This is a genomic window from Thioclava sp. PTB-PU3-1, assembly GCF_055666785.1.
This window is the reverse complement of sequence record NZ_JBVNVL010000003.1, coordinates 122,914-147,019: the sequence shown is the minus strand read 5'-3', so window position 1 is coordinate 147,019 and position 24,106 is coordinate 122,914. Positions and strand designations below refer to the sequence as shown.

The 24,106-nt window shown below is 61.2% G+C and carries 25 protein-coding genes; 14 read left to right on the top strand and 11 right to left on the bottom strand.

Annotation, left to right across the window (positions count from 1 at the left end; translation table 11 throughout):
- The first annotated feature begins 76 nt into the window (after positions 1-76).
- The 5 genes from ACZ7GB_RS10415 to ACZ7GB_RS10395 all read left to right on the top strand — a co-directional run bounded on the left by ACZ7GB_RS10415 (position 77) and on the right by ACZ7GB_RS10395 (position 5,465).
- Positions 77-796: a hypothetical protein gene (locus ACZ7GB_RS10415; RefSeq protein WP_472158600.1), complete on the top strand. Its 720-nt coding sequence runs from the start codon at positions 77-79 to the stop codon at positions 794-796.
- A 70-nt stretch (positions 797-866) separates the two neighbouring features.
- Positions 867-2,390 carry a 2,3-bisphosphoglycerate-independent phosphoglycerate mutase gene (gene gpmI / locus ACZ7GB_RS10410; protein WP_472158599.1) on the top strand — a complete coding sequence of 508 codons (1,524 nt, stop codon included), beginning with the start codon at positions 867-869 and terminating at the stop codon, positions 2,388-2,390.
- Positions 2,387-3,532, top strand: coding sequence for a murein hydrolase activator EnvC family protein (locus tag ACZ7GB_RS10405; RefSeq protein ID WP_472158597.1), 1,146 nt, complete (start codon positions 2,387-2,389; stop codon positions 3,530-3,532). Before gpmI ends, ACZ7GB_RS10405 begins: the two co-directional genes overlap by 4 nt.
- Positions 3,533-3,534: 2 nt before the next feature.
- Positions 3,535-4,950, top strand: a complete 1,416-nt coding sequence (locus tag ACZ7GB_RS10400; RefSeq protein WP_472158596.1) for a S41 family peptidase — start codon at positions 3,535-3,537, stop codon at positions 4,948-4,950.
- 29 nt (positions 4,951-4,979) lie between these two features.
- Complete coding sequence (locus tag ACZ7GB_RS10395) at positions 4,980-5,465, top strand: RNA pyrophosphohydrolase (protein ID WP_078551016.1); 486 nt, start codon at positions 4,980-4,982, stop codon at positions 5,463-5,465.
- A 4-nt stretch (positions 5,466-5,469) separates the two neighbouring features.
- On the opposite strand, the gene nadC is transcribed toward ACZ7GB_RS10395, so the two are convergent.
- The 7 genes from nadC to ACZ7GB_RS10360 form a co-directional block, all read right to left on the bottom strand.
- Complete coding sequence (gene nadC / locus ACZ7GB_RS10390; RefSeq protein ID WP_472158595.1) at positions 5,470-6,306, bottom strand: carboxylating nicotinate-nucleotide diphosphorylase; 837 nt, start codon at positions 6,304-6,306, stop codon at positions 5,470-5,472.
- A gap of 1 nt (position 6,307) precedes the next feature.
- Positions 6,308-7,858 (bottom strand): L-aspartate oxidase, encoded by a 1,551-nt coding sequence (locus ACZ7GB_RS10385; RefSeq protein WP_472158593.1) that lies wholly within the window; start codon positions 7,856-7,858, stop codon positions 6,308-6,310.
- Complete coding sequence (nadA, locus tag ACZ7GB_RS10380; protein ID WP_472158592.1) at positions 7,855-8,907, bottom strand: quinolinate synthase NadA; 1,053 nt, start codon at positions 8,905-8,907, stop codon at positions 7,855-7,857. The genes ACZ7GB_RS10385 and nadA overlap by 4 nt, the downstream gene beginning before the upstream one ends.
- A 102-nt stretch (positions 8,908-9,009) precedes the next feature.
- On the bottom strand, positions 9,010-9,708 hold the full coding sequence (gene dnaQ / locus ACZ7GB_RS10375) for a DNA polymerase III subunit epsilon (protein ID WP_078541749.1): 699 nt from the start codon (positions 9,706-9,708) through the stop codon (positions 9,010-9,012).
- Positions 9,701-10,300: a dephospho-CoA kinase gene (coaE, locus tag ACZ7GB_RS10370; protein ID WP_152844562.1), complete on the bottom strand. Its 600-nt coding sequence runs from the start codon at positions 10,298-10,300 to the stop codon at positions 9,701-9,703. Before coaE ends, dnaQ begins: the two co-directional genes overlap by 8 nt.
- Entirely contained in the window at positions 10,297-11,136 is an 840-nt protein-coding gene (locus ACZ7GB_RS10365; protein WP_472158590.1) for a shikimate dehydrogenase, read from the bottom strand. Before ACZ7GB_RS10365 ends, coaE begins: the two co-directional genes overlap by 4 nt.
- Positions 11,133-11,774: a Maf family protein gene (locus tag ACZ7GB_RS10360; protein ID WP_472158588.1), complete on the bottom strand. Its 642-nt coding sequence runs from the start codon at positions 11,772-11,774 to the stop codon at positions 11,133-11,135. The genes ACZ7GB_RS10365 and ACZ7GB_RS10360 overlap by 4 nt, the downstream gene beginning before the upstream one ends.
- A gap of 356 nt (positions 11,775-12,130) precedes the next feature.
- On the opposite strand from ACZ7GB_RS10360, the gene ACZ7GB_RS10355 reads away from it, so the two are divergent.
- The 7 genes from ACZ7GB_RS10355 to ACZ7GB_RS10325 all read left to right on the top strand — a co-directional run bounded on the left by ACZ7GB_RS10355 (position 12,131) and on the right by ACZ7GB_RS10325 (position 19,509).
- Positions 12,131-12,595, top strand: a complete 465-nt coding sequence (locus ACZ7GB_RS10355) for a CopD family protein (protein ID WP_078541497.1) — start codon at positions 12,131-12,133, stop codon at positions 12,593-12,595.
- A 134-nt stretch (positions 12,596-12,729) separates the two neighbouring features.
- Positions 12,730-14,001 carry a transcription termination factor Rho gene (rho, locus tag ACZ7GB_RS10350; RefSeq protein ID WP_078522665.1) on the top strand — a complete coding sequence of 424 codons (1,272 nt, stop codon included), beginning with the start codon at positions 12,730-12,732 and terminating at the stop codon, positions 13,999-14,001.
- A gap of 34 nt (positions 14,002-14,035) precedes the next feature.
- Positions 14,036-15,319: a tRNA uridine-5-carboxymethylaminomethyl(34) synthesis GTPase MnmE gene (gene mnmE, locus ACZ7GB_RS10345; RefSeq protein WP_472158586.1), complete on the top strand. Its 1,284-nt coding sequence runs from the start codon at positions 14,036-14,038 to the stop codon at positions 15,317-15,319.
- 12 nt (positions 15,320-15,331) lie between these two features.
- On the top strand, positions 15,332-17,194 hold the full coding sequence (gene mnmG, locus ACZ7GB_RS10340; RefSeq protein WP_472158585.1) for a tRNA uridine-5-carboxymethylaminomethyl(34) synthesis enzyme MnmG: 1,863 nt from the start codon (positions 15,332-15,334) through the stop codon (positions 17,192-17,194).
- On the top strand, positions 17,191-17,820 hold the full coding sequence (rsmG, locus tag ACZ7GB_RS10335; RefSeq protein WP_472158583.1) for a 16S rRNA (guanine(527)-N(7))-methyltransferase RsmG: 630 nt from the start codon (positions 17,191-17,193) through the stop codon (positions 17,818-17,820). The genes mnmG and rsmG overlap by 4 nt, the downstream gene beginning before the upstream one ends.
- Complete coding sequence (locus tag ACZ7GB_RS10330; RefSeq protein WP_078522668.1) at positions 17,813-18,625, top strand: ParA family protein; 813 nt, start codon at positions 17,813-17,815, stop codon at positions 18,623-18,625. Before rsmG ends, ACZ7GB_RS10330 begins: the two co-directional genes overlap by 8 nt.
- A gap of 2 nt (positions 18,626-18,627) precedes the next feature.
- Positions 18,628-19,509, top strand: a complete 882-nt coding sequence (locus ACZ7GB_RS10325) for a ParB/RepB/Spo0J family partition protein (RefSeq protein WP_472158582.1) — start codon at positions 18,628-18,630, stop codon at positions 19,507-19,509.
- Here the strand turns inward: ACZ7GB_RS10325 and ACZ7GB_RS10320 are convergent, their stop codons facing one another.
- The 4 genes from ACZ7GB_RS10320 to rph are packed head-to-tail and all read right to left on the bottom strand — an operon-like array spanning position 19,510 to position 22,338.
- Positions 19,510-19,863, bottom strand: coding sequence for a YbaN family protein (locus tag ACZ7GB_RS10320; protein ID WP_472158580.1), 354 nt, complete (start codon positions 19,861-19,863; stop codon positions 19,510-19,512).
- On the bottom strand, positions 19,863-21,020 hold the full coding sequence (gene hemW, locus ACZ7GB_RS10315) for a radical SAM family heme chaperone HemW (RefSeq protein ID WP_472158579.1): 1,158 nt from the start codon (positions 21,018-21,020) through the stop codon (positions 19,863-19,865). The genes ACZ7GB_RS10320 and hemW overlap by 1 nt, the downstream gene beginning before the upstream one ends.
- Entirely contained in the window at positions 21,017-21,628 is a 612-nt protein-coding gene (gene rdgB / locus ACZ7GB_RS10310; RefSeq protein WP_078605862.1) for an RdgB/HAM1 family non-canonical purine NTP pyrophosphatase, read from the bottom strand. The genes hemW and rdgB overlap by 4 nt, the downstream gene beginning before the upstream one ends.
- Positions 21,625-22,338, bottom strand: a complete 714-nt coding sequence (gene rph, locus ACZ7GB_RS10305) for a ribonuclease PH (protein WP_078522673.1) — start codon at positions 22,336-22,338, stop codon at positions 21,625-21,627. Before rph ends, rdgB begins: the two co-directional genes overlap by 4 nt.
- A gap of 118 nt (positions 22,339-22,456) precedes the next feature.
- Here rph and hrcA point away from each other — a divergent pair, with 118 nt between their 5' ends.
- Both hrcA and ACZ7GB_RS10295 read left to right on the top strand, forming a co-directional pair.
- Positions 22,457-23,518: a heat-inducible transcriptional repressor HrcA gene (gene hrcA / locus ACZ7GB_RS10300; protein WP_078541489.1), complete on the top strand. Its 1,062-nt coding sequence runs from the start codon at positions 22,457-22,459 to the stop codon at positions 23,516-23,518.
- Positions 23,519-23,523: 5 nt separating this feature from the next.
- Positions 23,524-24,072, top strand: coding sequence for a nucleotide exchange factor GrpE (locus tag ACZ7GB_RS10295; protein WP_078522675.1), 549 nt, complete (start codon positions 23,524-23,526; stop codon positions 24,070-24,072).
- Positions 24,073-24,106: the final 34 nt, after the last annotated feature.

The window sequence follows — 24,106 nt, the reverse complement described above, 5'->3', positions numbered from 1 at the left end:
CTCTCATCAACGGCTTGCGCCGTTTCGCGGCAACGTTACGCTGCGTCAGAAAATGATGCCCAGCAGGTCAGGCTCCATGAACACACTTCGCGACATGAATATATCCGGCGCGTCCATTTCCCGCGAGGCGATGATGCTGATGGGCTTTCAGCGCACGCGCCAGATTTCCGGCACCGCGCGCAAGGCCTGGGAAGCCGGCGACAGGGGGCCCGCGCTGGAAGAAGTCGAGGCCCGCAACGAGGAAATTTTCCGCGGGGCGCTCGCCGAGGTCTTCACCGAGTATCTCCCGCTGCGCAAGGCGCTCGAGGAAACCGGTCGCCGCCCGACCCATGTGATCGACATCGGCTGTGGGCAGGGTCTCAACGACGCGCTGCTGATCAAGGATTACGATTGCGCCGTGACCTTGATCGATATCGAGGAAACCCCGGAGCAATACCATTTCTGGAGCGATACCGGTGCGGGCTATGCCTCGCTCGACGCCGCGGCGGCGTTTCTACGCGACAATGGCGCCCATGCGGTCGAGACGCTCAACCCGGTCAAGCAGCCGGATGCTCTGGAGGGGGTCACGGGCGATCTGGTTACCAGCCTGATTTCCTGCGGTTTCCATTACCCGATCGGCGACTACCTCGACCTTATGATGCGGGTGATCCGGGATGGCGGTGCGGTCGTGCTGGACCTGCGTCGGCGCTATATGAACAAGCCAGACGCGGCGCTCTCGTCGCTGTTCGAGGCGACGCGACAGACCGAAATTCTCAGCTATGAGAAGAAAGCCCGGCGGATCATGTTCCAGGCCTGAGCCGCACACGCCCCCGGTTGCCGCCAAGGCTTGCGAGGCGTATGAGGGGGCAACAGATTAGGAGGCCGCCATGACCCGCCCGAAACCCGTCGTCCTGTGCATTCTCGATGGCTTTGGCGAGCGAAAGGAGCGCGAAGGCAACGCGCCCCTGCTGGCCGATACCCCGAACCTCGACCGCGTTCTATGGAACAACCCGGCGAAATCGACGCTGGTGACCTTCGGTCCCGATGTCGGGCTGCCGAGCGGTCAGATGGGCAATTCCGAGGTCGGCCACACCAATATCGGCGCAGGCCGGGTGGTGGCGATGGATCTGGGCCAGATCGATCTGGCGATCGAGGACGGTTCTTTCTTCAAGAACGAGGCGATCCTGTCCTTCATCGACACGATGAAAGAGAGCGGCGGGAGCGCGCATCTGATGGGCGTCATCTCGGATGGTGGCGTACATGGCCATATCGAACATACGCTCGCCGCGGCGAAAATGGTCTCGGAGGCGGGCGTTCCCGTGCTGATCCACGCGATCACCGATGGGCGCGACGTCGCCCCCGATAGCGCCAAAAAGTTCGTGAGCGATCTCTGCGACCGGCTGCCCGACGGCTGCACGGTCGTCACCGTCGATGGCCGCTATTACGCGATGGACCGCGACAACCGCTGGGAGCGCGTGGGCCTTGCCTATGATGCGATGATCAACGGCAAAGGGCAGGGGGCCGACACCCCTGTCGCGGCCGTCGAAGCCAGCTACGACAAGAAGGAAATGGACGAGTTCATCAAGCCCACCGTGATCGGAGATTACGATGGTGCGAAGGATGGCGACGGCTTCTTCTGTCTCAATTTCCGCGCCGACCGGGCCCGCGAAATCCTGCGTGCGATCGGCGAGCCGGACTTCTCGGAATTCGAAACCGGGACCCGTCCGAAATGGGCGGCGCTGCTGGGGATGGTCGAGTATTCCGACAAGCATAACGCATATATGAAGACCGCCTATCCGAAGCGCGAGATCGTCAACACGCTCGGCGAATGGATTTCGAAACAAGGGCTTAGCCAGTTCCACCTGGCCGAGACCGAGAAATATCCGCATGTGACCTTCTTCCTCAACGGCGGCAAGGAAGAGCCGTGGGAGGGCGAGGACCGCTACATGCCGAAATCGCCCAAGGTCGCGACCTATGACCTGCAGCCCGAGATGAGCGCACCGGAAGTCACCGACAAATTCGTCGAGGCGATCGAGACCGGGTACGACCTGATCATCGTGAACTACGCCAACCCCGACATGGTCGGCCATACCGGCTCGCTGGAGGCGGCGATCGCTGCGGTGGAAGAGATCGACCATGATATCGGCCGCGTCGTCGAGGCGCTGGAGGCTGCGGGCGGCGCGATGATCATCACCGCCGATCACGGCAATTGCGAAACCATGATCGACCCGGAAACCGGCGGACCGCATACCGCGCATACGACGAACCTCGTGCCGGTCTCACTGGTCGGTGGGCCGGAGGGCGCCAAGCTGCGCGAAGGTCGGCTTGCGGATCTCGCGCCGACGCTGCTGGAACTCATGCAGATCGAGCAGCCCGAGGAAATGACCGGAAAGAGCCTGATCGTATCGTGATCCGCGCCGCACTCGCAGCTCTTCTGATCTCAGCCGGGCCGCTTTGGGCGGACGGATCGGGCGACGCCGCACTCAAGGCCTCGGCCGATCTGCGCAAAGCGATCACCGCGCTCGATGCCGCGCAGTCGAAATCGGATCGCATCGCGGCGCTGACGAAAACGATCCACGCCTATGAACAGGGGCTGAGCGCGCTACGCGACGGGTTGCGCCGGGCCGCGATCCGCGAGCGCGAGATCAAGCAAGGGTTTGACGCGAAACGCGAAGAGCTTGGCGGGCTGCTGGCCGTGATGTCGACGATGCAGCAATCCGACGGGCCGCTTCTGCTGCTGCATCCCTCGGGCCCCGAAGGCTCGGCCCGCTCAGGGATGGTGCTGTCTTCGGTCGCGCCCGCCTTGCAGGAAGAGGCCCAGAAGCTGAGCGTCCACCTCGAGGAGATCGCGACGCTCCGCAAGCTGCAGGAAAACGCGCGCGAGACGCTGGAAGCGGGGATGGTTTCGGTGACCAAGGCGCGCACCTCGCTATCCGAGGCGATCTCGGAACGCCGCGAAAAACTCCCGCAGCGCTACCTCGAAGAGCCCGAGGAGCTGACCGCGCTGGTGCAAAGCGCCGACACGCTCGAAGGCTTCGCGACCGGCCTGAGCGACATGGAAAACGATATCGGCCCACCGCGCGGCGATTTCGCTGGCGCGAAAGGCACGCTGAATCTGCCGGTGATCGGCTCGGTTCTGCGGAGCTTCAACGAGCCCGATGCCGCGGGGATCAAACGTCCCGGCCTCGTGATCGCAAGTGAGCCGGGCTCGCTGGTCACAACGCCCTGGGCTGCGACAATTCGCTACCGTGGTCCGTTGCTCGACTACGGAAATGTGATGGTTCTCGAACCCGCAGATGGATATCTTCTGGTTCTTGCGGGCCTCGGAACCGTCTATGGTGAGGTCGGAGACGTGCTGCCAAAGGGCACGCCCATTGGTTTGATGGGCGGAATTCAGCCGGGAGCGAAGGAATTCGGCAAGGAATTCGTGCAGGCGGCGACAGATGGCGCTGGTGCAGATCGCAGCGAGACGCTTTATTTGGAACTGAGAGAGGGCGGTAAGCCCGTGGACCCGACGCCGTGGTTCATCCAGACAAAAGACGACAAGGGTTGAGTATGAAAAAGTTCATGATGGCAGCGGTTGGCGGCACGCTCGCGGGGGCGCTTTTGTCCACGCAAGTCGCGGCGCCGCTGATGGCCGAAGAAACGAAACGCAACGAGACCGTCTACCAGCAGCTGGACCTGTTCGGCGACATTTTCGAAAAAATCCGCCAAGACTACGTTGAGCCGGTGGACAGCAAGAAGCTGATCGAAGCCGCGATCAACGGCATGCTCAGCTCGCTCGATCCGCATTCCAGCTACCTGCCACCTTCCGATTACAGCGACATGCGCGTTCAGACGCGTGGCTCCTTCGGCGGTCTCGGCATCGAGGTCACGCAGGAAGACGGTTTCGTGAAGGTGGTTTCGCCGATGGACGGCACCCCTGCGGCCGAGGCCGGCATCAAATCCGGCGATTTCATCACCGCGGTCGATGGCGAGTCCCTGATGGGTATCCCGCTCGATCAGGCGGTGGACAAGATGCGCGGACCGGTCGGTTCGGACATCACCGTGACCATCGTGCGCGAAGGCGAGCAGGATCCGTTCGACGTCACGCTGACCCGCGACACGATCAAGCTGACCGCCGTGAAAGGCCGCCACGACGGCGATACCGTCATTCTGCGCATCACCACGTTCAACGACCAGACCTTCCCGAACCTCGAATCCTCGATCAAGGAGCAGGTGAAAGAAGTCGGCGGCATGGACAAGGTCGATGGCTTCATCGTCGATCTGCGCAACAACCCCGGCGGTCTGCTGACGCAGGCGATCAAGACGGCGGATGCGTTCCTCGACAAGGGCGAGATCGTCTCCACCCGTGGCCGGAACCCGCAGGATAGCGAGCGGTTCAACGCGACCGCAGGCGATATGGCCGACGGCAAGCCGATCGTCGTGCTGATCAACGGTGGCTCGGCCTCGGCGTCGGAAATCGTGACCGGCGCGCTGCAGGATCATCACCGCGCGATCGTCGTCGGCACCAAGAGCTTCGGTAAAGGCTCGGTCCAGACGGTCATGCCAATCCAAGGCGAGGGCGCGATGCGTCTGACCACCGCGCGCTACTACACGCCGTCGGGCCGTTCGATCCAGTCGCTGGGTATCGCCCCCGACGTGGTCGTGCCGCAGCCCGATCAGCCGAAATCCGAGGATAAAACGGCTGCCGAAGGCGACAACGCCCGCAAGATGACCTCCGAGGCCGATCTGAAGGGTGCGATCACCAACGACTCGATGACCGAGGACGAGAAGCAGCAGGCCGAGGACGAGCGCGCGAAAGCCGAAGAGGCCGCGAAGCGCCGGATGGAAGATTTCCAGATGTCCTACGCGATCGACCTGATCAAAGGCCTCTCGGCCATTGCCCCCGAGACGCAGGCTGACACCGCCTCGACGCAGAAGGCCGAAGCGCCCAGCGACGATAGCAAATCCGACACGCAGCAGAATTGAGGGAAGGGGCCTTCGGGCCCCTTTTTCATATGACCCCCGAAGAGATCGTTAAACTTCCTTACCGCCGCAATGTCGGCGTCGTGCTGATGAACCCCGCTGGCCTCGTGTTCGCAGGCCAGCGCATCGACAATCCCGGCCCGGCTTGGCAGATGCCGCAAGGCGGCATCGACAAGGGCGAGAAGCCGAAAGAAGCGGCCCTACGCGAACTGGAAGAAGAGACCGGGGTGAACCCCGATCTCGTGGAAATCGTCGCGAAAACCTCCGATTGGGTGCGCTACGACCTGCCGCACGATCTGGTGCCGAAGATCTGGAACGGTCGGTGGCGTGGGCAGGAGCAGAAATGGTTCCTGATGCGCTTCCTCGGTTCCGACGATCAGGTGCAGATCGAGACCGACCATCCCGAATTCTCGGTCTGGCAGTGGATGTCCTTTGACGAGCTGGTCGAGAATATCGTGCCCTTCAAACGGTCGGTCTATGAGGCCGTGCGCGCCGAATTCAGAGACTATCTCGGCTAAAACCTCAGAAATCGAGGCCCAGATCGAGCGTCCGGGCCGAATGGGTGAGCGCGCCGGAAGAGATGTAATCCACACCGGTCGCCGCCACTTCGGCAATCCGCTCGAGCGTCATGTTTCCCGAAGCTTCCAGAACCACGCGGCCCGCATTCAGCGCCACCGCCGCACGCAGTCCAGCGCTGTCCATATTGTCGAGCAGGATGACATCGGCCCCGCCGATCTTCAGCGCTTCTTCCATCTGGCGCAGCGTGTCGACTTCCAGCTCGATCCGCATCATATGGCTGCGCGACGCTTTTGCCGCCTCCAGCACCGCGCGCACGCCACCAGCCGCCGCAATATGGTTATCCTTGATCAGGATCGCGTCGGAAAGGCCGTAACGATGGTTAAAACCGCCGCCATGGGTCACTGCGGCCTTCTCTAAAACGCGCAGCCCCGGCGTCGTTTTCCGCGTGCAGGTGATGCGCGCCTTGGTGCCTTCGGTTTTCGCGACAAAACCTGCGGTTTTCGTGGCGATCCCGCTGAGGCGCCCCGCGAAATTCAGCGCCACACGCTCCGCCATCAGGATTGAGGCCGCCGATCCGTCGACCGTCAGCAACGTCTCGCCAGCTTGGCAGGGCTTGCCGTCAGCGATCAGGATCGACACGCGCAGCGTGGGATCGACCAGCCGGAACGCCATCGCCGCGACCTGCATCCCCGAAACCACGCCATTTTCGCGCGCTTTCAGCCGCGCGGAATAGGTTTTGCCCGTCGGGATCACCGCATTGGTCGTCGCATCGCCCATCGGCGAGAGGTCTTCGACCAGCGCGGCGCGGACAATCGGTTCGATCAGCAAATCGGGCAACATGTCAGTCCTCCAAGGCAGCGGCGCGAATCTTCAGCGCCTCCTCCAGCGTAATTTTCGTTCTTTCCGCCAGTTTCGGGTTCATCTCCGGGAAATCCGAGCGGAAATGCCCCCCGCGGCTCTCTTCGCGCGCAAGGGCGGCCGCAGCAATCAACGTGGCCGTCGCGGTCATGTTCCGCATCGTTTCCGTGCGGGCCTCCGCCTCGATCTGCGAAATGACCCGAAGCGCGGCTTTCAAACCCTCCGCATCGCGCACGACACCGACGCCGTCGGTCATGGCTTTTCGCAGCACCTGAACGGCTGGCTCATTCACCGGGACATCGCCTTGCTGGAAATCTGGGTTAACCGTTTCGACGTCGGGGATCTCCCCAAGCTCCGCGGCGATCCCGACAGCGCAGATCCGCGCGAAGACCAAGGCTTCCAGCAACCCGTTCGAAGCCAGACGGTTCGCCCCGTGAAGCCCCGTCGACGAGGCCTCGCCACAGACCCAAAGCCGATCGAGCGAACTGCGCCCCTCGGTATCGGTATCGATCCCGCCCATGTGGTAATGCGCGGCGGGCGCGACAGGGATCACGCCGGAAACAGGGTCTATTCCGGCCCTTTCGCAAGCTTCGGCGACAGCCGGGAAGCGCGTCAGAACCTCGGCCCCAAGGGCTTCGCGCGTATCCAAAGCGGGCTCTCGTCCGGCTTTACGTTCCAAATACACCGCCCGCGCCACGATATCGCGCGGCGCAAGCTCGGCATCGGGATGAACCGAAAGCATGAAGCGTTCGCCATCCGCGTTAACGAGTGTTGCGCCTTCACCGCGCAGCGCTTCGGTCGCAAGCGGGGCAGGGTCTTCGCCACTCGCGATCGCGGTCGGATGAAACTGGACGAATTCCGGATCGGCGATCCGCGCCCCGGCGCGCGCCGCCATCCCGATCACCTGCCCACGAATGCGCGGCGGGTTCGTCGTGACGGCAAACAGCCCGCCCGACCCGCCGCCCGCCAGCAGGATCGCCGGGCTTTTGATCAGCACCGGCCCCGAGGGCTCAAACGCACGCTCGATCCACACGCCGGTGACGCGCCCGTCCTCCGTCTCCAGATGCGTCGCCAAGACGCCCTCGAGAACCTGAACCGACGGGGTCTGCCGGACCGCGGCCACGAGCGTCTGCATGATCTCGCGCCCAGCCTGATCGCCCTTCACCCGAACGACGCGCGCGTGGCTATGCGCCGCCTCGCGCGACATCACGTAATCACCCTCCGGATCGCGATCGAAAGGCGTGCCGAGTTCGGTTAATGCAAGGATGTGCTGACGCGCTTCTTCGGTCACCAAATGCGCGATTTGTGGTGAAACAGTGCCTGCTCCGGCGATCATTGTGTCGCGCGCATGAGAAGCCGGCGTGTCGCCAACCGACATCGCGGCCGCGACGCCGCCCTGGGCCCAGGCCGAGGATGCGCCTTCGCCCAGAGTTTCCGGCGAAATGATGAGAACGGGGCGGGGCGCTAGGCTGAGCGCCGCATAAAGCGCGCCCAGACCGGCGCCGACGATGATGATCCGTCGCGTTTCGATCACTTCGCGAGGGTCCGGGACAGCTCGATCATCCGCTCGACCGCGACCCGCGCCTTTTCGGCGACCTGCGGATCAACGATCACTTCCTCGGTCCCGGTATGCAGCGACCACAGGATTTTCTCGAGCGTGATTTTCTTCATGTAGGGGCACATATTGCACGGACCCACAAAATCTACTTCCGGCAACGCGTCGGCGATGTTCGACGCCATCGAGCATTCCGTGACCAACATCGCCTCTTTCGGCTTGTTGGTTTCGACGTAGTTAATGATCCCCGAGGTCGAACCCGAGAAATCCGACGCCGCGACGACATCGGGCGGGCATTCAGGGTGCGCGATGATCCGTGTATTCGGATGCATCGTGCGGAAATCATTGATATCCTTGGCAGTATACTGCTCGTGGACGATGCACGAGCCCTCCCACCAGACGACATTCTTCTCGGGGACCTCGTTCGCCACGTTCTGCGCAAGATACTGGTCCGGGGTCATGATGACCGTGTCGCTGTCCATCGCGCGCACGATCTGCGCAGCGTTGGACGAGGTGCAGCAGATATCGGACGCCGCTTTCACCTCGGCAGTCGTGTTAACGTAGCTTACCACGGGCGCACCGGGATATTTGGCGCGCATCTCCGCGATACCGTCGGCGGTGATCGACTCCGCCAGCGAACAACCGGCCTTCATGTCAGGGATGAGAACAGTCTTGGCAGGGTTCAGGATCTTCGACGTCTCGGCCATGAAATGCACGCCGCATTGGACGATCGTCCCGGCCTGAACCTTCGTGGCCTCGATGGCGAGCTGCAGACTGTCACCCACAACATCTGCCACGCCATGATAGATTTCCGGCGTCATGTAGTTGTGCGCGAGGATGACCGCGTTTTTCTCTTTTTTCAGACGATTGATCGCGCGGATATAGGGCGCGTAGCGCGCGAAATCCGGCAGAGGGATAACGCGATCCATCTTTGCGTGGATGTCCCGCATTTCCTCTGCCAACTCAATGGATGGCGCAAGATCGTACGTCTCGGCCAGCGTGGCACGCATTTCGGTCAGGTCCAGCATGGACGGTCCTCCCGCTCTCTCCCTAAGAAGCCCCCGATTTAAGGGAGGTTGACGCTCGGTTAAATGGAAAACTTGCGTATTATGTCAGAAAACCCGACGTTTTCAGTCGTAGCGGTTCCAGATCGCAGCTTCGCCCAACTGAGCGACGAAGGCAGCATGCGCCTCGGCCTCCTCGGCAGTCAAGCGCGGGGGCAGGGGCTCGGGGCGAGGCTTGGGACGCCAGTCTTGATTGGCTCCGGCCTGACGTTTCTGTCCCGTTTCAACGGGTTGCAGCCCGAAGCCCGGCTGCCGACCACCGATCAGCTCGAGATAAACCTCGGCCAGAATTTCACTATCGAGCAACGCGCCATGCAGCGTCCGCGATGAGTTGTCGATGCTGAAGCGGCGGCACAGCGCATCGAGCGTCGCGGGCGAGCCCGGAAATCTCCGCCGCGCCATTGCCAGCGTATCGAGCGCGCGATCATCCGGGATCAGCGGCATCCCGGCCCATCCAAGCTCGGCATTCAGGAATTTCATGTCGAACTTGGCATTGTGGATCACGAGGACCGAGTCCGTGCCGATAAAATTCAGAAAATCGAGGCCGATCTGGGCGAATTTGGGTTTGTCCGACAGGAATTCGTCGCCCAGCCCGTGCACCTGAAAGGCTTCCTGCGGCATCGACCGCTCAGGGTTAATGTACTGGTGATAGGTGTTGCCAGTCGGCATGTGGTTGAAGAGCTCAACCGCACCGATCTCGACGATCCGGTCGCCTTCTCCCGGCTCGAAACCCGTGGTTTCGGTATCGAGAACGATTTCACGCATCTTGCTCACCCCTGATCTTCGTAATCAGGTTTCGCACATCTTGGCGGGTCTGCTCAAGATCGAGGGTTTCGATCACGAAGGTAGCGCGACGTCGTTTTTCCGCATCCGGCATCTGGCGCGACAGAATGAAATCAAGCTGCGCCTCGGTCATGTCTGGCCGTTCAAGAACACGCGCGCGCTGAACCTCTGCCGGGGCGGTGACCACGAGCGTTGCATCGCAGGCAGCGTCAGCCCCGGTCTCAAACAAAAGCGGGATATCGAGAAGGATCAGATCCGCCTCCGGATGCGCGGCGATGAAGTCGCTTCGCCACGCCGTGGTGAGCGGATGAACGATCGATTCAAGGCGGGTTAGAGCCTTTTTATCGCTGGCGAGCAGCTTTTTCAGCTCGGCCCGGTCCACCGCTCCATCCTTGACCGCAGACGGGAAGGCCGCGGCAATCGGCGCAACGGCCGCACCACCCTTCGCGTAGAGATCGTGCACCGTCCGATCCGCATCCCACACGGGAATTCCCGCCTCAGCGAACATCGCAGCCGTCGTGGATTTTCCCATCCCGATGGAGCCAGTCAGCCCGAGCAGGAAAGGATTGCTCATGACCCGAGCACCGCGTTGCGGACTGTTTCGGTCACTTCCGGGCGCTGGCCGAACCAGCGCTCAAACCCGGGGACGGCTTGATGCAGAAGCATTCCGAGCCCATCGACCACGGTGCATCCCACATCTTCAGCCTCGGCGAGGAATTTCGTCTTAAGAGGTGTGTAGACGAGATCGCAGCAGGTCGCGCTTGGTCGCAACGCATCGAGCGGAACGCGGAATTCCGATTTGCCGACCATGCCGAGCGAGGTCGTGTTCACGACGGTCGCGGCATCTTCGAGCATGTTGCCCGCCTGCACCCAATCGTACACGACGAGACGCGCGCCGAATTCCTGACGCAACGCATCGGCACGCGCCCGTGTGCGGTTCGAGATACGGATTTCCGGCGCACCGCTTTCCAGAAGCGAGGCGACGATGGCCCGCGCAGCCCCGCCAGCGCCCAGAACTGCGGCCGGGCCGGACTTGGGGTCCCAGTTCGGCGCATTCTGCCGAAGATTAGCGATAAAGCCGTAACCATCTGTATTATCGGCGTAAATCTTACCATCAGGCCGGAAAACCAAGGTGTTCGCGGCCCCGATCAGTGCTGCGCGATCGGAAATGACATCGGCGATCTCGAGCGCGCGGATCTTGTGCGGGATGGTGACATTGGTGCCGACGAACCCCGCTTTCGGCAATGTCCGCAGCACGGTTTCCAGATCGTCTCTCGCCACATCCATCGGAATGTAAAACCCGTCGATCCCGTATTCGGCGAACCACGTCCGAAACAGGAGCGGCGAGCGCGAATGCGCGACCGGCGATCCAATGACGCCAGCGAGGGGAATACGCGGATGATCCGTCATGTGGTGAAATCTCCTCGGGCGTGAAGCCAGTTCAGGAATTCGATCAGGGGAAGGCCCAGGACGGCAAAATAGTCGCCTTGGACGCCGGAGAAAAGACGCACGCCTTCTTCCTCGAGTTTGTAGCTGCCGACCGACCAGCGGATGCTGTCCCAGTTGCGGGCGACGTAATCGTCGATGAACGACTCCGACAGCGTATGCATCGTGAGGCGCACTTCGCCGACATGCCGCCAAAGTGGCTCGCCATCCCGGATCGCGACCATCGCGGAAAGAAGTTTGTGGGTCTGGCCGGAGAGGGCGCGCAGCTGCGATTTCGCATCCTCCGGCGTCTCCGGCTTCGACAAAACCGCGCCTTTGAGTTCGAGAACCTGATCCGCGCCAATCACCAGCTCCCCGGGGTGGCGCGCCGAGAGCTTAGCCGCCTTCATCTCGGCAAGCAGGTCCGCCACGTCGCGCGGCTTCGCCTCTTCGGCCTCCAAACTCCGGCGGATCATGTCTTCATCGATGCGCGCGGGCTGCACGGTCACGGACAGGCCGGCGTTGCGCAAAAGCTGCGCGCGGATTTCTGAGGCGGAGGCGAGGAGGATGTTCATGAACTTGTGGATAAGCGGGCGCAGAAGTCTCGGGGTCAAATTGGGCATAACGCGGATCGGCGGATTACTCCACCGGATCGGCACGTTTCATGGCAGATTTACGAAACTTGTCCACCTGTGGAATTCGGATTCGAGCCGTTGGGGACATGCCCGGGGTTTCACAATTTTCTCCCAAGAGTTATCCACAGGGTGACGCTGTGACTCTCTGAAAAAGAATCACGTGATATCAATATTTTATGAAACGTGTGTCGAGTAAAAGATTAGTGCTCGCCTGATGTTTTCCGCCTGTGGAGAAAGTCTTGATAAAGTGTTAATCCACATCATCAACAGGCCCTACATCATCATCATCTTTTTCTTTAAAGAATCTTTTTTGAAGATGATGGCAGCTGTCAGCCGGAGGCGAGATGACCGATTTCCTGAGCACTTGGTATTTGTGGATCAAAGCACTGCATGTGATGGCGATCATCACCTGGATGGCGGCCCTGTTCTATTTGCCGCGACTTTACGTTTACCACGTCGAGGGGCTGAACAAGGCGGGCATGGAGCGCGACAGCGATCAGGAGCTTCTGTTCCGGCATCAGGAACGGCTTCTTCTCAAGGCCATCATGAATCCGGGGATGATCGCGAGCTGGCTCTTCGGCCTGATGCTGGTCTTCACGCCCGGGATCGTCGATTGGTCGAGCATCTGGCCCTGGACGAAGGCTGCGGCCGTTCTCGGCATGACCTGGTTCCACATGTGGTGCGCGAAGGAACGCAAGGCGCTCGCAGAGGGCAGGGCGAACCGCAGCGGGCGCTACTACCGGATGATGAACGAGATCCCGACGATCTTCATGATCGTTATCGTCGCCTCGGTGATCGTGAAATTCTGACTTTCGTTGACTCAGCGATGCTTTGCGCTTATCTGCGTCGCTAAGCCACGGCCGTCCTGGTCGACCGGTTTTTCTGAGACACGACGAATTTTCGCGCCCATCGCTCCGGTGAGGCGCCAGCTGCAGGTGATCCGATGAGCGATGAACGCCTCAATCTCTCCGATTTGAAAGCCAAGAGCCCGAAGGAACTTCTGGCGCTGGCCGAAGAATGGGAGATCGAAAACGCCTCGACCATGCGCAAGGGCGAGATGATGTTCTCGATCCTGAAGGAGCATGCCGAGGATGACTGGGTCATCGGCGGCGATGGCGTGCTGGAAGTGCTGCAGGACGGCTTCGGCTTCCTGCGCTCGACCGAAGCGAACTATCTGCCGGGTCCCGACGATATCTACGTCTCGCCCGACATGATCCGCCAGCACAGCCTGCGCACCGGCGACACGGTCGAAGGCGTGATCCGCGCCCCGGGCGAGAACGAGCGGTATTTCGCGTTAACGAAGGTTGAGCGGATCAACTTCGAGGAGCCGGAGAAAGCGCGCCACAAGGTCGCTTTCGACAACCTCACGCCGCTCTATCCTGACGAGCGTCTGAAGATGGAAATCGAGGATCCGACGATCAAGGATCGCTCGGCCCGGATCATCGATCTCGTCGCGCCGATCGGTAAGGGTCAGCGTTCGCTGATCGTGGCGCCGCCGCGGACCGGTAAGACGGTGCTGCTGCAGAATATCGCGACCTCGATCGAGCAGAACCATCCGGAATGTTACCTGATCGTGCTGCTGATCGACGAACGCCCGGAAGAAGTGACCGACATGCAGCGCTCGGTGAAGGGTGAGGTCGTGTCCTCGACTTTCGACGAACCGGCAACGCGTCACGTCGCGGTCTCCGATATGGTGATCGAGAAGGCGAAACGTCTGGTCGAGCATAAGCGCGATGTCGTTATTTTGCTGGACTCGATCACCCGACTGGGCCGCGCCTTCAACACCGTCGTTCCGAGCTCGGGCAAGGTGCTGACCGGTGGTGTCGACGCAAACGCGCTGCAGCGTCCGAAGCGCTTCTTCGGGGCCGCGCGGAACATCGAAGAGGGCGGCTCGCTGACCATCATCGCGACGGCGCTGATCGATACCGGCTCGCGGATGGACGAAGTCATCTTCGAAGAATTCAAGGGCACGGGTAACTCGGAAATCGTGCTGGACCGCAAGGTCGCGGACAAGCGCGTCTTCCCGGCGATGGACATCCTCAAATCCGGTACCCGGAAAGAGGAGCTGCTCGTCGATCAGAAGGATCTGCAGAAAACCTACCTTCTGCGCCGCATCCTGAACCCGATGGGCACGACCGATGCGATCGAGTTCCTGATTTCGAAGCTCAAGCAGACCAAGACGAACTCGGAATTCTTCGACTCGATGAACGGCTGAGGCCGTCCTATCTTCCGCAGGGAAGAGGATTGCTATGGACACGATCTATGCTCTGGCCACGGCCCGCGGAAAAGCGGGCGTGGCCGTCATTCGTATTTCAGGACCGCTGGCGTGGCAGGCGGCGCGGAACTTGGCAGGGACCCTGCCGGAGCCGCGCGTTGCCGGCCTGCGGCGGTTGCGGCTCGCGGGTGAGGAACTCGACGAGGCGGTGGTGCTATGTTTCGAGCGCGGGGCCAGCTTTACCGGCGAAGAGGTTGCGGAGCTGCATATCCATGGCGCGATTGCGACGGTTTCTGCCGTGCTGCGCGCCCTTGGGCAGATCGACGGGTTGCGGCTGGCGGAACCGGGTGAATTTACCCGGCGGGCGTTGGAGAACGAACGGCTCGATCTGGCGCAGGTCGAAGGGCTTTCTGATCTGATCGAGGCGGAAACCGAGGCGCAGCGCAAGCAGGCGTTGAAGGTTTTGTCAGGCGCAGTTGGCGCTCTGGTCGAGGATTGGCGCGCAAAGCTGATCCGCGCAGGGGCGTTGATCGAAGCCACGATCGATTTCGCGGATGAGGAAGTTCCGGTAGATGTTTCGCCCGAGGTGTTGGAGCTGATCGACGCGGTCAGCGCCGGAATTCGCGATGAATTGCGCCGTCTTGGCGCGGCGGAGCGTATTCGCGAAGGGTTCGAGGTCGCGATTGTCGGGCGACCGAATGCCGGGAAATCAACCTTGCTTAACGCGCTCGCAGGGCGCGAAGCGGCGATCACCTCCGAATTCGCAGGCACGACACGCGACGTCATCGAGGTCCGAATGGAGATCGGCGGGCAGGCGGTGACCTTGCTCGACACCGCCGGCCTGCGCGACACCGACGATGTCGTGGAAGCGATCGGGGTGGAACGGGCGCTCGACCGCGCGCGGCAATCCGACCTCCGCGTTTTCCTGCTCGACGGCGAGGAAGTCCCGCTGATCGCACCGGAGCCGGGCGACCTGGTGGTGCATGGCAAAGCCGATATCGCTTCGCATGATGGGCTGAACGTCTCCGGGAAAACGGGTGAGGGGCTTGGAGAATTGCTCGCTGCGATCGAAGAACGTCTGTCCGGGCTTGGCGAAGGCGCCGGCGTAATGACGCGCGAACGGCACAGGGTTGCGATGCAGCGCGCATTCGGGGCTTTGGAATCGGCGCGAGATGAGGTATTGCGCGGGTCCGACCGAAGCGAGCTGGCAGCGGAATCACTGCGCCAGGCGGCTTGGGCGCTCGAAGCGTTGCTCGGTCGGGTGGATGTCGAGAACCTGTTGGACGAAATTTTCTCGAGCTTCTGCATCGGAAAGTAAGGAGTGTTTCACGTGAAACATTACGACGTCATCGTGATCGGAGGCGGGCACGCCGGAACCGAGGCAGCCCACGCGGCGGCCCGGATGGGTGCGCAGGTCGCTTTGGTGACGCTTCGCGCCGATGCGATCGGGGTGATGTCGTGCAACCCGGCGATCGGTGGGCTTGGTAAAGGCCACCTGGTCCGCGAGATCGATGCGCTCGATGGCGTGATGGGGCGGTTGGCCGACGCTGCGGGTATTCAGTTTCGCCTTCTTAACCGGCGTAAAGGCCCCGCCGTGCAAGGCCCGCGGGCTCAGGCGGATCGCAAACTTTACCGGGAGGCAGCCCAGCGTATGACCGCGGCGCAGCCCAACCTCGAGGTAATCGAGGGGGAGGTGACCGATCTGCGCGTTGAAGGCGGTCGGGTCACTGGTGTGGTGCTGGCCGACGGTGTGACGCTGAGCTGTCAGTCGGCGATCCTGACGTCTGGGACTTTCCTGAATGGCGTGATCCATATCGGCGACCAGCAGCGTCCGGGTGGACGCATTGGGGATCGGCCCTCGCGCGCATTGGCCGAGCGGCTTTACGCGATGGATCTGCCCATGGGCCGTCTTAAAACCGGCACACCGCCGCGGTTGGATGGGAAGACGATTGCCTGGGATAAACTGGAGAGTCAGCCCGGTGATGACGACCCGGTGATGTTTTCCTTCCTGAACCGGAGTCCCGAGGTCCGGCAGATTTCGTGCGGGATTACCCATACGAATGGGCGGACGCATGACATCATCCGGAGCAACCTTGACCGCTCCGCGATGTATGGCGGTCATATTTCGGGGGTGGGGCCCCGCTATTGCCCGTCGATCGAAGACAAGGTCGTGCGCTTCGCGGATAAGGACTCGCATCAGATTTTCCTTGAGCCAGAAGGCCTGGACGACGACACGGTCTATCCGAACGGGATTTCCACCTCGCTGCCGGTGGATGTTCAGGAAGATTACGTCCATTCGATTTTCGGGTTGGAAGAGGCGAAGATCCTGCAGCCCGGTTACGCGATCGAATATGACTATGTCGATTCGCGTGCGCTGGACGCGACGCTGCAGTTGCGTGCCGTCCCTGGCCTATATCTTGCGGGTCAGATCAACGGGACCACAGGATATGAGGAGGCCGCAGCTCAGGGTCTCGTCGCTGGTTTGAATGCGGCATCCTCTGCGAAGGCGGGCGCGCCGGTGCATTTCAGCCGAACGTCGAGCTATATCGGTGTGATGATCGACGATCTGACGTCGCGCGGGGTAACGGAGCCTTACCGCATGTTTACCTCGCGGGCCGAGTTCCGTCTGTCTCTGCGGGCCGATAATGCCGACCAGCGCCTGACGGGGATGGGGATCGAGATCGGCTGCGTTGGCGAGGCGCGCCGGGTTCTGTTTGAAGAGAAATCCGCCGATCTGACGGCAGGTCGGGAGTTGCTGCAGTCGATCTCGCTGACGCCCAAGGAAGCCAGGGCGAAGGGCTTTAAGGTGAACGAGGACGGGACGCGGCGAACTGCTTTCGATCTTTTGTCTTTCCCCGATATCACGATGCCCGCGCTGCAAGAGGCGCTGCCGGAATTGCAGGATCTCTCCGATGAGACGGCGCGGCAGCTGTCGATCGATGCGCTCTATGCGAATTACGTTGCGCGTCAGGAGGTCGACGCGGCTTCTCTTAAGCGCGATGAGGGCTGGGAAATTCCCGAAGATTTCGATTTCGATTCCCTGCAGGGGCTCTCGAACGAGCTGAAGGGCAAGCTTAAGCGCGCGATGCCGAAAACTTTGGGGCAGGCGGGGCGTGTCGACGGCGTGACTCCGGCGGCGCTGACTTTGATCTTGGCGCGCCTTCGGCAATCAAAGCGGGCACGCTCGGCATGACGGCGCCTGAGGCTGAGGATTTCGCCGCGCGATTCGATGTTTCACGTGAAACATTGGATAAGCTGTTTGCCTATGAGGCGCTGCTCAAGAAATGGAATCCTGCGATTAACCTCGTCGCGAAATCGACGTTGGACGATATGTGGTCGCGCCACTTTCTCGATTCGGCACAGATATTCGCGATGGCACCGGAAAATGCGCGGATTTGGGCGGATTTCGGGGCAGGGGGCGGCTTTCCGGGTTTGGTGATTGCGATTCTGTCGACGGAAAAGGCACCGGATCGCCAAGTCATTCTGGTCGAATCGGATCTGCGAAAATCGGCTTTTCTCTCGACGGTCACGCGGGAGCTGTCGCTCAATATCCGCGTTCTTGCGCAACGAATCGAAGAGATCGCACCGCTGAAGGCCGATGTCGTCTCGGCCCGGGCGCTCGCAAACCTGCCGAAACTACTAGAATTCAGTGCCCGGCATCTGAAGCCCTCCGGCATCGCTATCTTCCCGAAAGGCGCGCGCTGGCAGGAAGAACTTGCGCAGGCGCAGGAAAGCTGGTCCTTTGACTACGAGGCGATCGAAAGCCTTAGCGATCCAAACAGTGTTGTCCTGAAAATCCACGGAGCCGAGCGTGTCTGATCCAATTCGCGCAAATGAACCGAAAATCATTGCGATTGCGAACCAGAAAGGCGGCGTGGGGAAGACGACGACGGCGATCAACCTCGCGGCAGGGCTGGTGGAAGCCGGGCGTAAGGTTCTTTTGATCGATCTCGATCCGCAGGGGAATGCGTCGACCGGTCTGGGGATTGAGCCGGATGATCGCGAACTGACGACCTACGATCTGTTGATCGAAGACGCGCCAGTTTCCTCGGTTCTGCACAAGACCGAAATCGACGGTCTTTACCTGTGCCCGGCGACGACGGACCTGTCTTCGGCGGATATGGAGCTTGTCTCGACCGAAAAGCGCAGCTTCCTTCTGCATGACGCGCTACGACATCCAGATGTTGATAGCTATGGCTTCGACTATATCTTGATCGATTGCCCGCCTTCGCTGAGTTTGCTGACAATCAACGCGATGGTGGCGTCGCATTCGGTCCTGGTGCCGCTACAGGCGGAATTCTTCGCGCTCGAAGGGCTTTCTCAGCTGATGCTGACGATCCGGGAGATCCGCCTGAGCGCGAATCGTAACCTGCGAATCGAGGGCGTCGTCCTCACGATGTATGACGTGCGGAACAATCTCTCGCAGCAGGTGGAGGCGGATGCGCGCGCGACTTTGGGCGAGTTGGTGTTCCGGACGATGATCCCGCGGAATGTGCGGGTCTCCGAGGCGCCATCCTACGCGATGCCGGTGCTCAGCTACGACAGCAGTTCGCGCGGGGCGTTGGCCTATCGGAATCTCGCCAGCGAATTGATGTCGCGGCATGAACTGGCAAAGGCGGTGTGAGAATGGCTAAGGAACGCGAAAAGCGTGGATTGGGGCGTGGTTTGTCGGCTTTGATGGCGGATGTTGATTTGAATCCGACCGAGACGACGGCGCCTCCGCGTCGTCCGGAGCAATACGTCCCGGTCGAGAAGATCGAGCCGAACCCCGATCAGCCACGTCGCGATTTCGAACCGGCCGCTTTGGAAGAGCTGGCGTCTTCGATCCGCGAAAAGGGCGTGATTCAGCCTCTTATCGTGCGCAAACACCCGACGAAGCCCGATCATTACGAGATTGTGGCCGGTGAACGCCGGTGGCGCGCGTCGCAGATGGCCAAGCTGCACCAGCTTCCGGTCATCATCCGCGAATTCAACGACACGGAAGTGCTGGAAGTCGCGATCATCGAGAATATTCAGCGCGCCGATCTCAATGCGCTCGAAGAGGCGCTTGCTTATAAGCAGTTGATGAGCCGCTTCGGGCATACGCAGGAAAAGCTGGCCGAGGCGCTGTCGAAAAGCCGTAGCCACATTGCGAATCTGATGCGTCTGCTGCAGCTGCCCGAAGAAGTGCAGGTCTATCTGCGCGAGGGCAAGCTGTCTGCCGGGCATGCGCGGGCGATGATCACCGCCGAAGATCCGGTCAGCTTGGCGAAACAGGCCGTTGCGAAGACGCTTTCGGTGCGCGATGTCGAGAAACTTGCCAAGAAGCAGCAGGGCGGAGAAGAACGCAAAGCGCGTCCGAAGCCCCAGAAAGACGCTGACACGCGGGCGCTCGAGGGCGATTTGTCCGCGACGATCGGGATGAAGGTTGCGATCGATCATACCAGCAGCGGCAGTGGCAAGATTACGATTTCTTACGACGATCTGGAGGAGCTCGACAAGCTTTGCCAGATGCTCAGCAACGGCTGATCAGCTATTCGGGCGCGTCCAGATGAAAATCAGGACGCCGAGCAAGGTGATCCCCTGAATTGCCAGGATTTCGACCGATAACCGGAAGACCAAAGACAGGCCGAAAGCCGCGAAAACAGACACTGTTGCCGCGATTTTCGCGCGTTTCGCGATGGCGCGGCGCTCTTGCCAGTCTATGATCTGCGGTCCGAAGCGCGGATGGGTGATGATCCAGTTGTGCAGACGATCAGAGGATCGCGCGAAGCAAAACGTCGCCAGAAGCATCAACGGAACGGTCGGGACGAGTGGCAAAAACAGCCCGATGATCCCGATCCCGGCCGAGATGATGCCAAGCGTGAGCCAGAGGATGCGCATCAGGGGATGAGATCGCGAATGATGGCGTTCAAGACCGGACGGCCTTGATCCGTCGCGCGCAGAAATCCGTTCTCTCTCTCAACCATGCCGATATCCTCAAGATGGCGCATTGTCGCCTCATCGAGCGGTGAACGCGAGATCGTGTTGAACCGTTCCATCTCGAGCCCTTCGGACAGGCGCAGCGCGAAGAGAAGATACTCGATTGCCTGCTCTTCGCGGGGCAGGGCGGCGCGCTCATTCTCTCCGGCATCGGTTTTTTCTACCTGCGCGAGCCAGGCGCCGGGCTGTTTGAGCGTATCGGTGGCGTGGCGGACACCATTTTCAGTCAGGCGTCCATGTGCACCAGGACCGATGCCGATGTAGTCGCCATAACGCCAATAAATCAGGTTGTGCCGGCTCTCGGCGCCCGGGCGCGCGTGGTTCGAGATCTCGTAGGCGGGCAGGCCGTGCTTCTCGCAGATTTCCTGCGTCGCGAAATACATCTCGGCGGAGATATCGTCCTCGGGAATGCCGCGCAGCTTGCCCGCATCGTGTCGCGCGCCGAATACCGTGCCGGGTTCGATGGTCAGCTGATAGAGCGAGAGATGGTCGACCGCCATTTTCAGCGCCTCATCCAGCTCTGCTTTCCAATCTTCGATCGTCTGGTGCTGGCGCGCGTAGATCAGATCGAAGCTCACTCGATCGAACTGCTTGCGCGCAATGTCGAAAGCTTTCTGGCCTTCTGCGACCGAGTGCATCCGCCCCAGACGACGGAGATCTTCGTCATTCAGGGCCTGCATCCCCATCGAAACTCGGTTCACGCCAGCCTCGGAAAAGTCTCTAAACCGCCCAGATTCGACACTTGTGGGGTTCGCTTCGAGGGTAATCTCGAAATCGTTGCTGGTTTGCCAGTTTCTGCGGATGCGCTCGATGATTGCGGCGACGATGTCGGAATCCATCAGCGAGGGTGTGCCGCCGCCGAAGAAAACCGTGTTCAAAATCCGGCCTTCCGTCTGCGCGGCATAGCGGTCGAGTTCGCTGAGATAGGCAGAGAGCCATCGTTTCTGGTCGATGGCGGTCGCGACATGGGAATTGAAGTCGCAATAGGGGCATTTGGCGGCACAGAACGGCCAGTGAAGGTAGAGGCCGAACCCTCCGTGCCGCCAATCCTCAGTCATTTCGCGTCGAAAATCGTCACAAACTTGCGGAAAGCATCCGCACGGTGCGAAATCTCGTTCTTTTGCGCGGGATCCATCTCCGCGAAGGTCTGGTCATAGCCATCGGGCTGGAACATCGGGTCATATCCATGCCCGAGAGCGCCGCGCATCGGCCAAACCAGCTGACCTTCGACACGGCCGTCGAACACCTCGTCATGCCCGTCGGGCCAGGCGAGAACCAAGGTAGAGCGGAAACGCGCAGTCCGCGGCAGCTCCGCTTCGATCTCGTCGCAGGCTTTCCAGGTTTTTTCCATCGCCATGGTGAAGTCGCGCCCGTTCGGCGTGGTCGCCCAATCGGCCGTGTAAACGCCCGGCGCACCGTCGAGACAGTCGACTTCGATGCCGGAATCGTCCGCCAAGGCGGGCAGGCCAGTCGCTTTCGCCGCGGCATGGGCCTTGATCCGCGCATTGCCGACAAAGGTGCTCTCGGTCTCTTCCGGCTCGGGGAGGTTCATCTCCTTCGCGCCGACGACCTCGACGCCGAAAGGCGCGAGGATCGCTTTGATCTCCTCGAGCTTTCCGGCGTTATGGGTCGCAACCAGCAGCTTCTTTTCGGTGAAGCTCCTCATTCGATCGCGGCTTTCTGCATTTCGACGAGCTTCGCCGCGCCTTCCTCGGCCAGATCGAGAAGCCGATCCATCTGTTCGCGCGAAAAGGTCGCGCCTTCGGCCGACATCTGCACTTCGATCAACTTGCCGCGCCCGGTCATGATGAAATTCCCGTCAGTGCCCGCTTCGCTATCCTCGGCATAGTCGAGATCCGCGACCGGCTGACCCGCGTAAATGCCGCAGGACAGGGCCGCGACATGATCGAGCAGCGGATCCGAGGTGCAGGCGCCCGATTTCAGCAGCTTGTTCGTGGCGAGACGCAGCGCGACCCAACCGCCGGTGATCGACGCACAGCGCGTGCCGCCATCGGCTTGGATCACATCGCAATCGACCACGATCTGACGCTCACCAAGCGCCGAACGATCAACGCCAGCGCGCAGCGCACGACCGATAAGTCGTTGAATTTCAACGGTTCTTCCGCCTTGCTTGCCCGCCGCGGCCTCGCGACGGTTGCGCGTGTTGGTCGCGCGCGGCAGCATGCCGTATTCTGCCGTCACCCAGCCAAGGCCGGAGCCTTTGAGGAAAGACGGCGCGCGGTCTTCGATCGTGGCGGTGCACAGCACGTGGGTGTCGCCCATTTTGATCAGGCAAGACCCTTCTGCGTGTTTCGTAACCCCGGTCTCGATTGAAATCGGGCGAAGTTCACTTAACTCTCTGCCGGATGGGCGCATCGTGGGGACCTTTCTAATGAATTCACCCCATTTGATCGCCCATGCGCAGCGATGCAACCCCCGTGCCGTGATTGACCTTCGGCTTCGCGCGGCTTTAAGTCAGCAGGGATGAAGCGCGATGAGTGACCAGAACGATATTCTTTCCGAACTGAACGACCGCTCCCGCGAAGTGTTTCGCCGGGTTGTCGAAGGCTATCTCACGACTGGCGGTCCCGTGGGCTCGCGGAGCCTGACCCGAGAGATGAACGAGAAGCTCTCCGCGGCGACGATCCGAAACGTGATGCAGGATCTCGAATATCTCGGGCTTCTGGACAGCCCCCATGTCTCCGCCGGACGCGTGCCGACCCAGACGGGTCTGCGGCTGTTCGTCGATGGGGTGATGGAGGTAAACCATCTCGGCGAAGAGGACCGTGCGGCTCTGGATGCCACGATGGGCGCGAATTCAGGCGATGTTGGGTCTTTGTTGGACCGGGTTTCGAGCGCGCTTTCGGGGATGACGCAGGGCGCGAGCCTCGTGCTGACGCCGAAACACGAGGCCCCGATCCGGCATATCGAATTCGTCTCGCTCTCGCCCGACCGGGCGCTGGTGGTTCTTGTCTTCGCGGACGGTCAGGTGGAAAACCGCGTCTTCACGCCGCCGCTTGGGCAAACGCCGTCTTCGATGCGGGAGGCTGCGAATTTCCTCAACGCGATGGCGGAGGGGAAAACGCTGTCGGAACTGCGCGGTCACATTGCACGCCAGATCGCGAACCATCGCACCGAAATCGATTCGCTCGCGACCGAACTGATCGACAGCGGGTTGGCGGCCTGGGAAAACAAAGGCGAGCGCTACGAGCGGCTGATCGTGCGCGGTCGTGCCAATCTTTTGGGCTCCGAAGACGACCTCGACCGCATTCGCTCGCTGTTCGACGATCTCGAGCGGAAGCGCGACATCGCCGAATTCCTCGATCTGGCCGAGGATGGCGAGGGCGTGCGTATTTTTATTGGCTCGGAGAACAAACTTTTCTCTCTTTCGGGTTCCTCTTTGGTTGTCTCTCCATATATGAACGCTGACCGAAAGATCATTGGTGCGGTGGGCGTGATTGGGCCGACCCGGCTCAACTACGGGCGCATCGTGCCGATCGTGGACTACACAGCGCAACTGGTCGGGCGGATGATCTCCGGCCAGGGCAAAGGATGAATGGCATGAGCGAGAAAAAAGACGAGATTGCCGAGGATCAGGCGCATATCGACGAGAGCTTCGAGGATGTGCTGTCCCATGAGGAAGACGAGCTCGAGGCATTGCGTGCCGAGCGCGACGATTATCGCGACCGATTCATGCGCGCGCTGGCAGATGCCGAGAATGCGCGCAAACGTGCCGACAAAGAGCGTCAGGAAGCCTCGAATTACGGTGGGACGCGTCTGGCGCGCGACATGCTGCCCGTGTTCGACGCGCTCTCGCGTGCGCTCGAAGCCGCGAATGAGGACGTTCGTTCGCAGGCCGGGCCGTTCCTCGAAGGGGTCGAACTGACCCAGCGCGAATTGCTCAACGTGTTCGCCCGTCACGGCATCACCACGGTGGCGCCCGAGGTCGGCGAGAAATTCGACCCGCAGATGCATGAGGCGATGTTCGAAGCGCCCGCGCCCGGCACGAAGGCAGGCGACATCATTCAGGTCATGGAGAACGGCTTCATGATCCACGACCGGCTGCTGCGGCCGGCGAAAGTGGGCGTCAGCTCCACTCCGAAATCCTGATCGGCAAGGCTGGGGGCGCTGCCCCCAGACCCCC

Excerpts from the sequence above, each read along its gene's own strand:
- ACZ7GB_RS10415 (WP_472158600.1), top strand. The coding sequence starts at position 77 with ATGAACACACTTCGCGACATGAATATATCCGGCGCGTCCATTTCCCGC.
- gpmI (WP_472158599.1), top strand. The coding sequence starts at position 867 with ATGACCCGCCCGAAACCCGTCGTCCTGTGCATTCTCGATGGCTTTGGC.
- ACZ7GB_RS10400 (WP_472158596.1), top strand. The coding sequence starts at position 3,535 with ATGAAAAAGTTCATGATGGCAGCGGTTGGCGGCACGCTCGCGGGGGCG.
- ACZ7GB_RS10395 (WP_078551016.1), top strand. The coding sequence starts at position 4,980 with ATGACCCCCGAAGAGATCGTTAAACTTCCTTACCGCCGCAATGTCGGC.
- nadC (WP_472158595.1), bottom strand. The coding sequence starts at position 6,306 with ATGTTGCCCGATTTGCTGATCGAACCGATTGTCCGCGCCGCGCTGGTC.
- nadA (WP_472158592.1), bottom strand. The coding sequence starts at position 8,907 with ATGCTGGACCTGACCGAAATGCGTGCCACGCTGGCCGAGACGTACGAT.
- dnaQ (WP_078541749.1), bottom strand. The coding sequence starts at position 9,708 with ATGCGTGAAATCGTTCTCGATACCGAAACCACGGGTTTCGAGCCGGGA.
- coaE (WP_152844562.1), bottom strand. The coding sequence starts at position 10,300 with ATGAGCAATCCTTTCCTGCTCGGGCTGACTGGCTCCATCGGGATGGGA.
- ACZ7GB_RS10365 (WP_472158590.1), bottom strand. The coding sequence starts at position 11,136 with ATGACGGATCATCCGCGTATTCCCCTCGCTGGCGTCATTGGATCGCCG.
- ACZ7GB_RS10360 (WP_472158588.1), bottom strand. The coding sequence starts at position 11,774 with ATGCCCAATTTGACCCCGAGACTTCTGCGCCCGCTTATCCACAAGTTC.
- ACZ7GB_RS10355 (WP_078541497.1), top strand. The coding sequence starts at position 12,131 with ATGACCGATTTCCTGAGCACTTGGTATTTGTGGATCAAAGCACTGCAT.
- rho (WP_078522665.1), top strand. The coding sequence starts at position 12,730 with ATGAGCGATGAACGCCTCAATCTCTCCGATTTGAAAGCCAAGAGCCCG.
- mnmE (WP_472158586.1), top strand. The coding sequence starts at position 14,036 with ATGGACACGATCTATGCTCTGGCCACGGCCCGCGGAAAAGCGGGCGTG.
- rsmG (WP_472158583.1), top strand. The coding sequence starts at position 17,191 with ATGACGGCGCCTGAGGCTGAGGATTTCGCCGCGCGATTCGATGTTTCA.
- ACZ7GB_RS10325 (WP_472158582.1), top strand. The coding sequence starts at position 18,628 with ATGGCTAAGGAACGCGAAAAGCGTGGATTGGGGCGTGGTTTGTCGGCT.
- ACZ7GB_RS10320 (WP_472158580.1), bottom strand. The coding sequence starts at position 19,863 with ATGCGCATCCTCTGGCTCACGCTTGGCATCATCTCGGCCGGGATCGGG.
- hemW (WP_472158579.1), bottom strand. The coding sequence starts at position 21,020 with ATGACTGAGGATTGGCGGCACGGAGGGTTCGGCCTCTACCTTCACTGG.
- rdgB (WP_078605862.1), bottom strand. The coding sequence starts at position 21,628 with ATGAGGAGCTTCACCGAAAAGAAGCTGCTGGTTGCGACCCATAACGCC.
- rph (WP_078522673.1), bottom strand. The coding sequence starts at position 22,338 with ATGCGCCCATCCGGCAGAGAGTTAAGTGAACTTCGCCCGATTTCAATC.
- hrcA (WP_078541489.1), top strand. The coding sequence starts at position 22,457 with ATGAGTGACCAGAACGATATTCTTTCCGAACTGAACGACCGCTCCCGC.
- ACZ7GB_RS10295 (WP_078522675.1), top strand. The coding sequence starts at position 23,524 with ATGAGCGAGAAAAAAGACGAGATTGCCGAGGATCAGGCGCATATCGAC.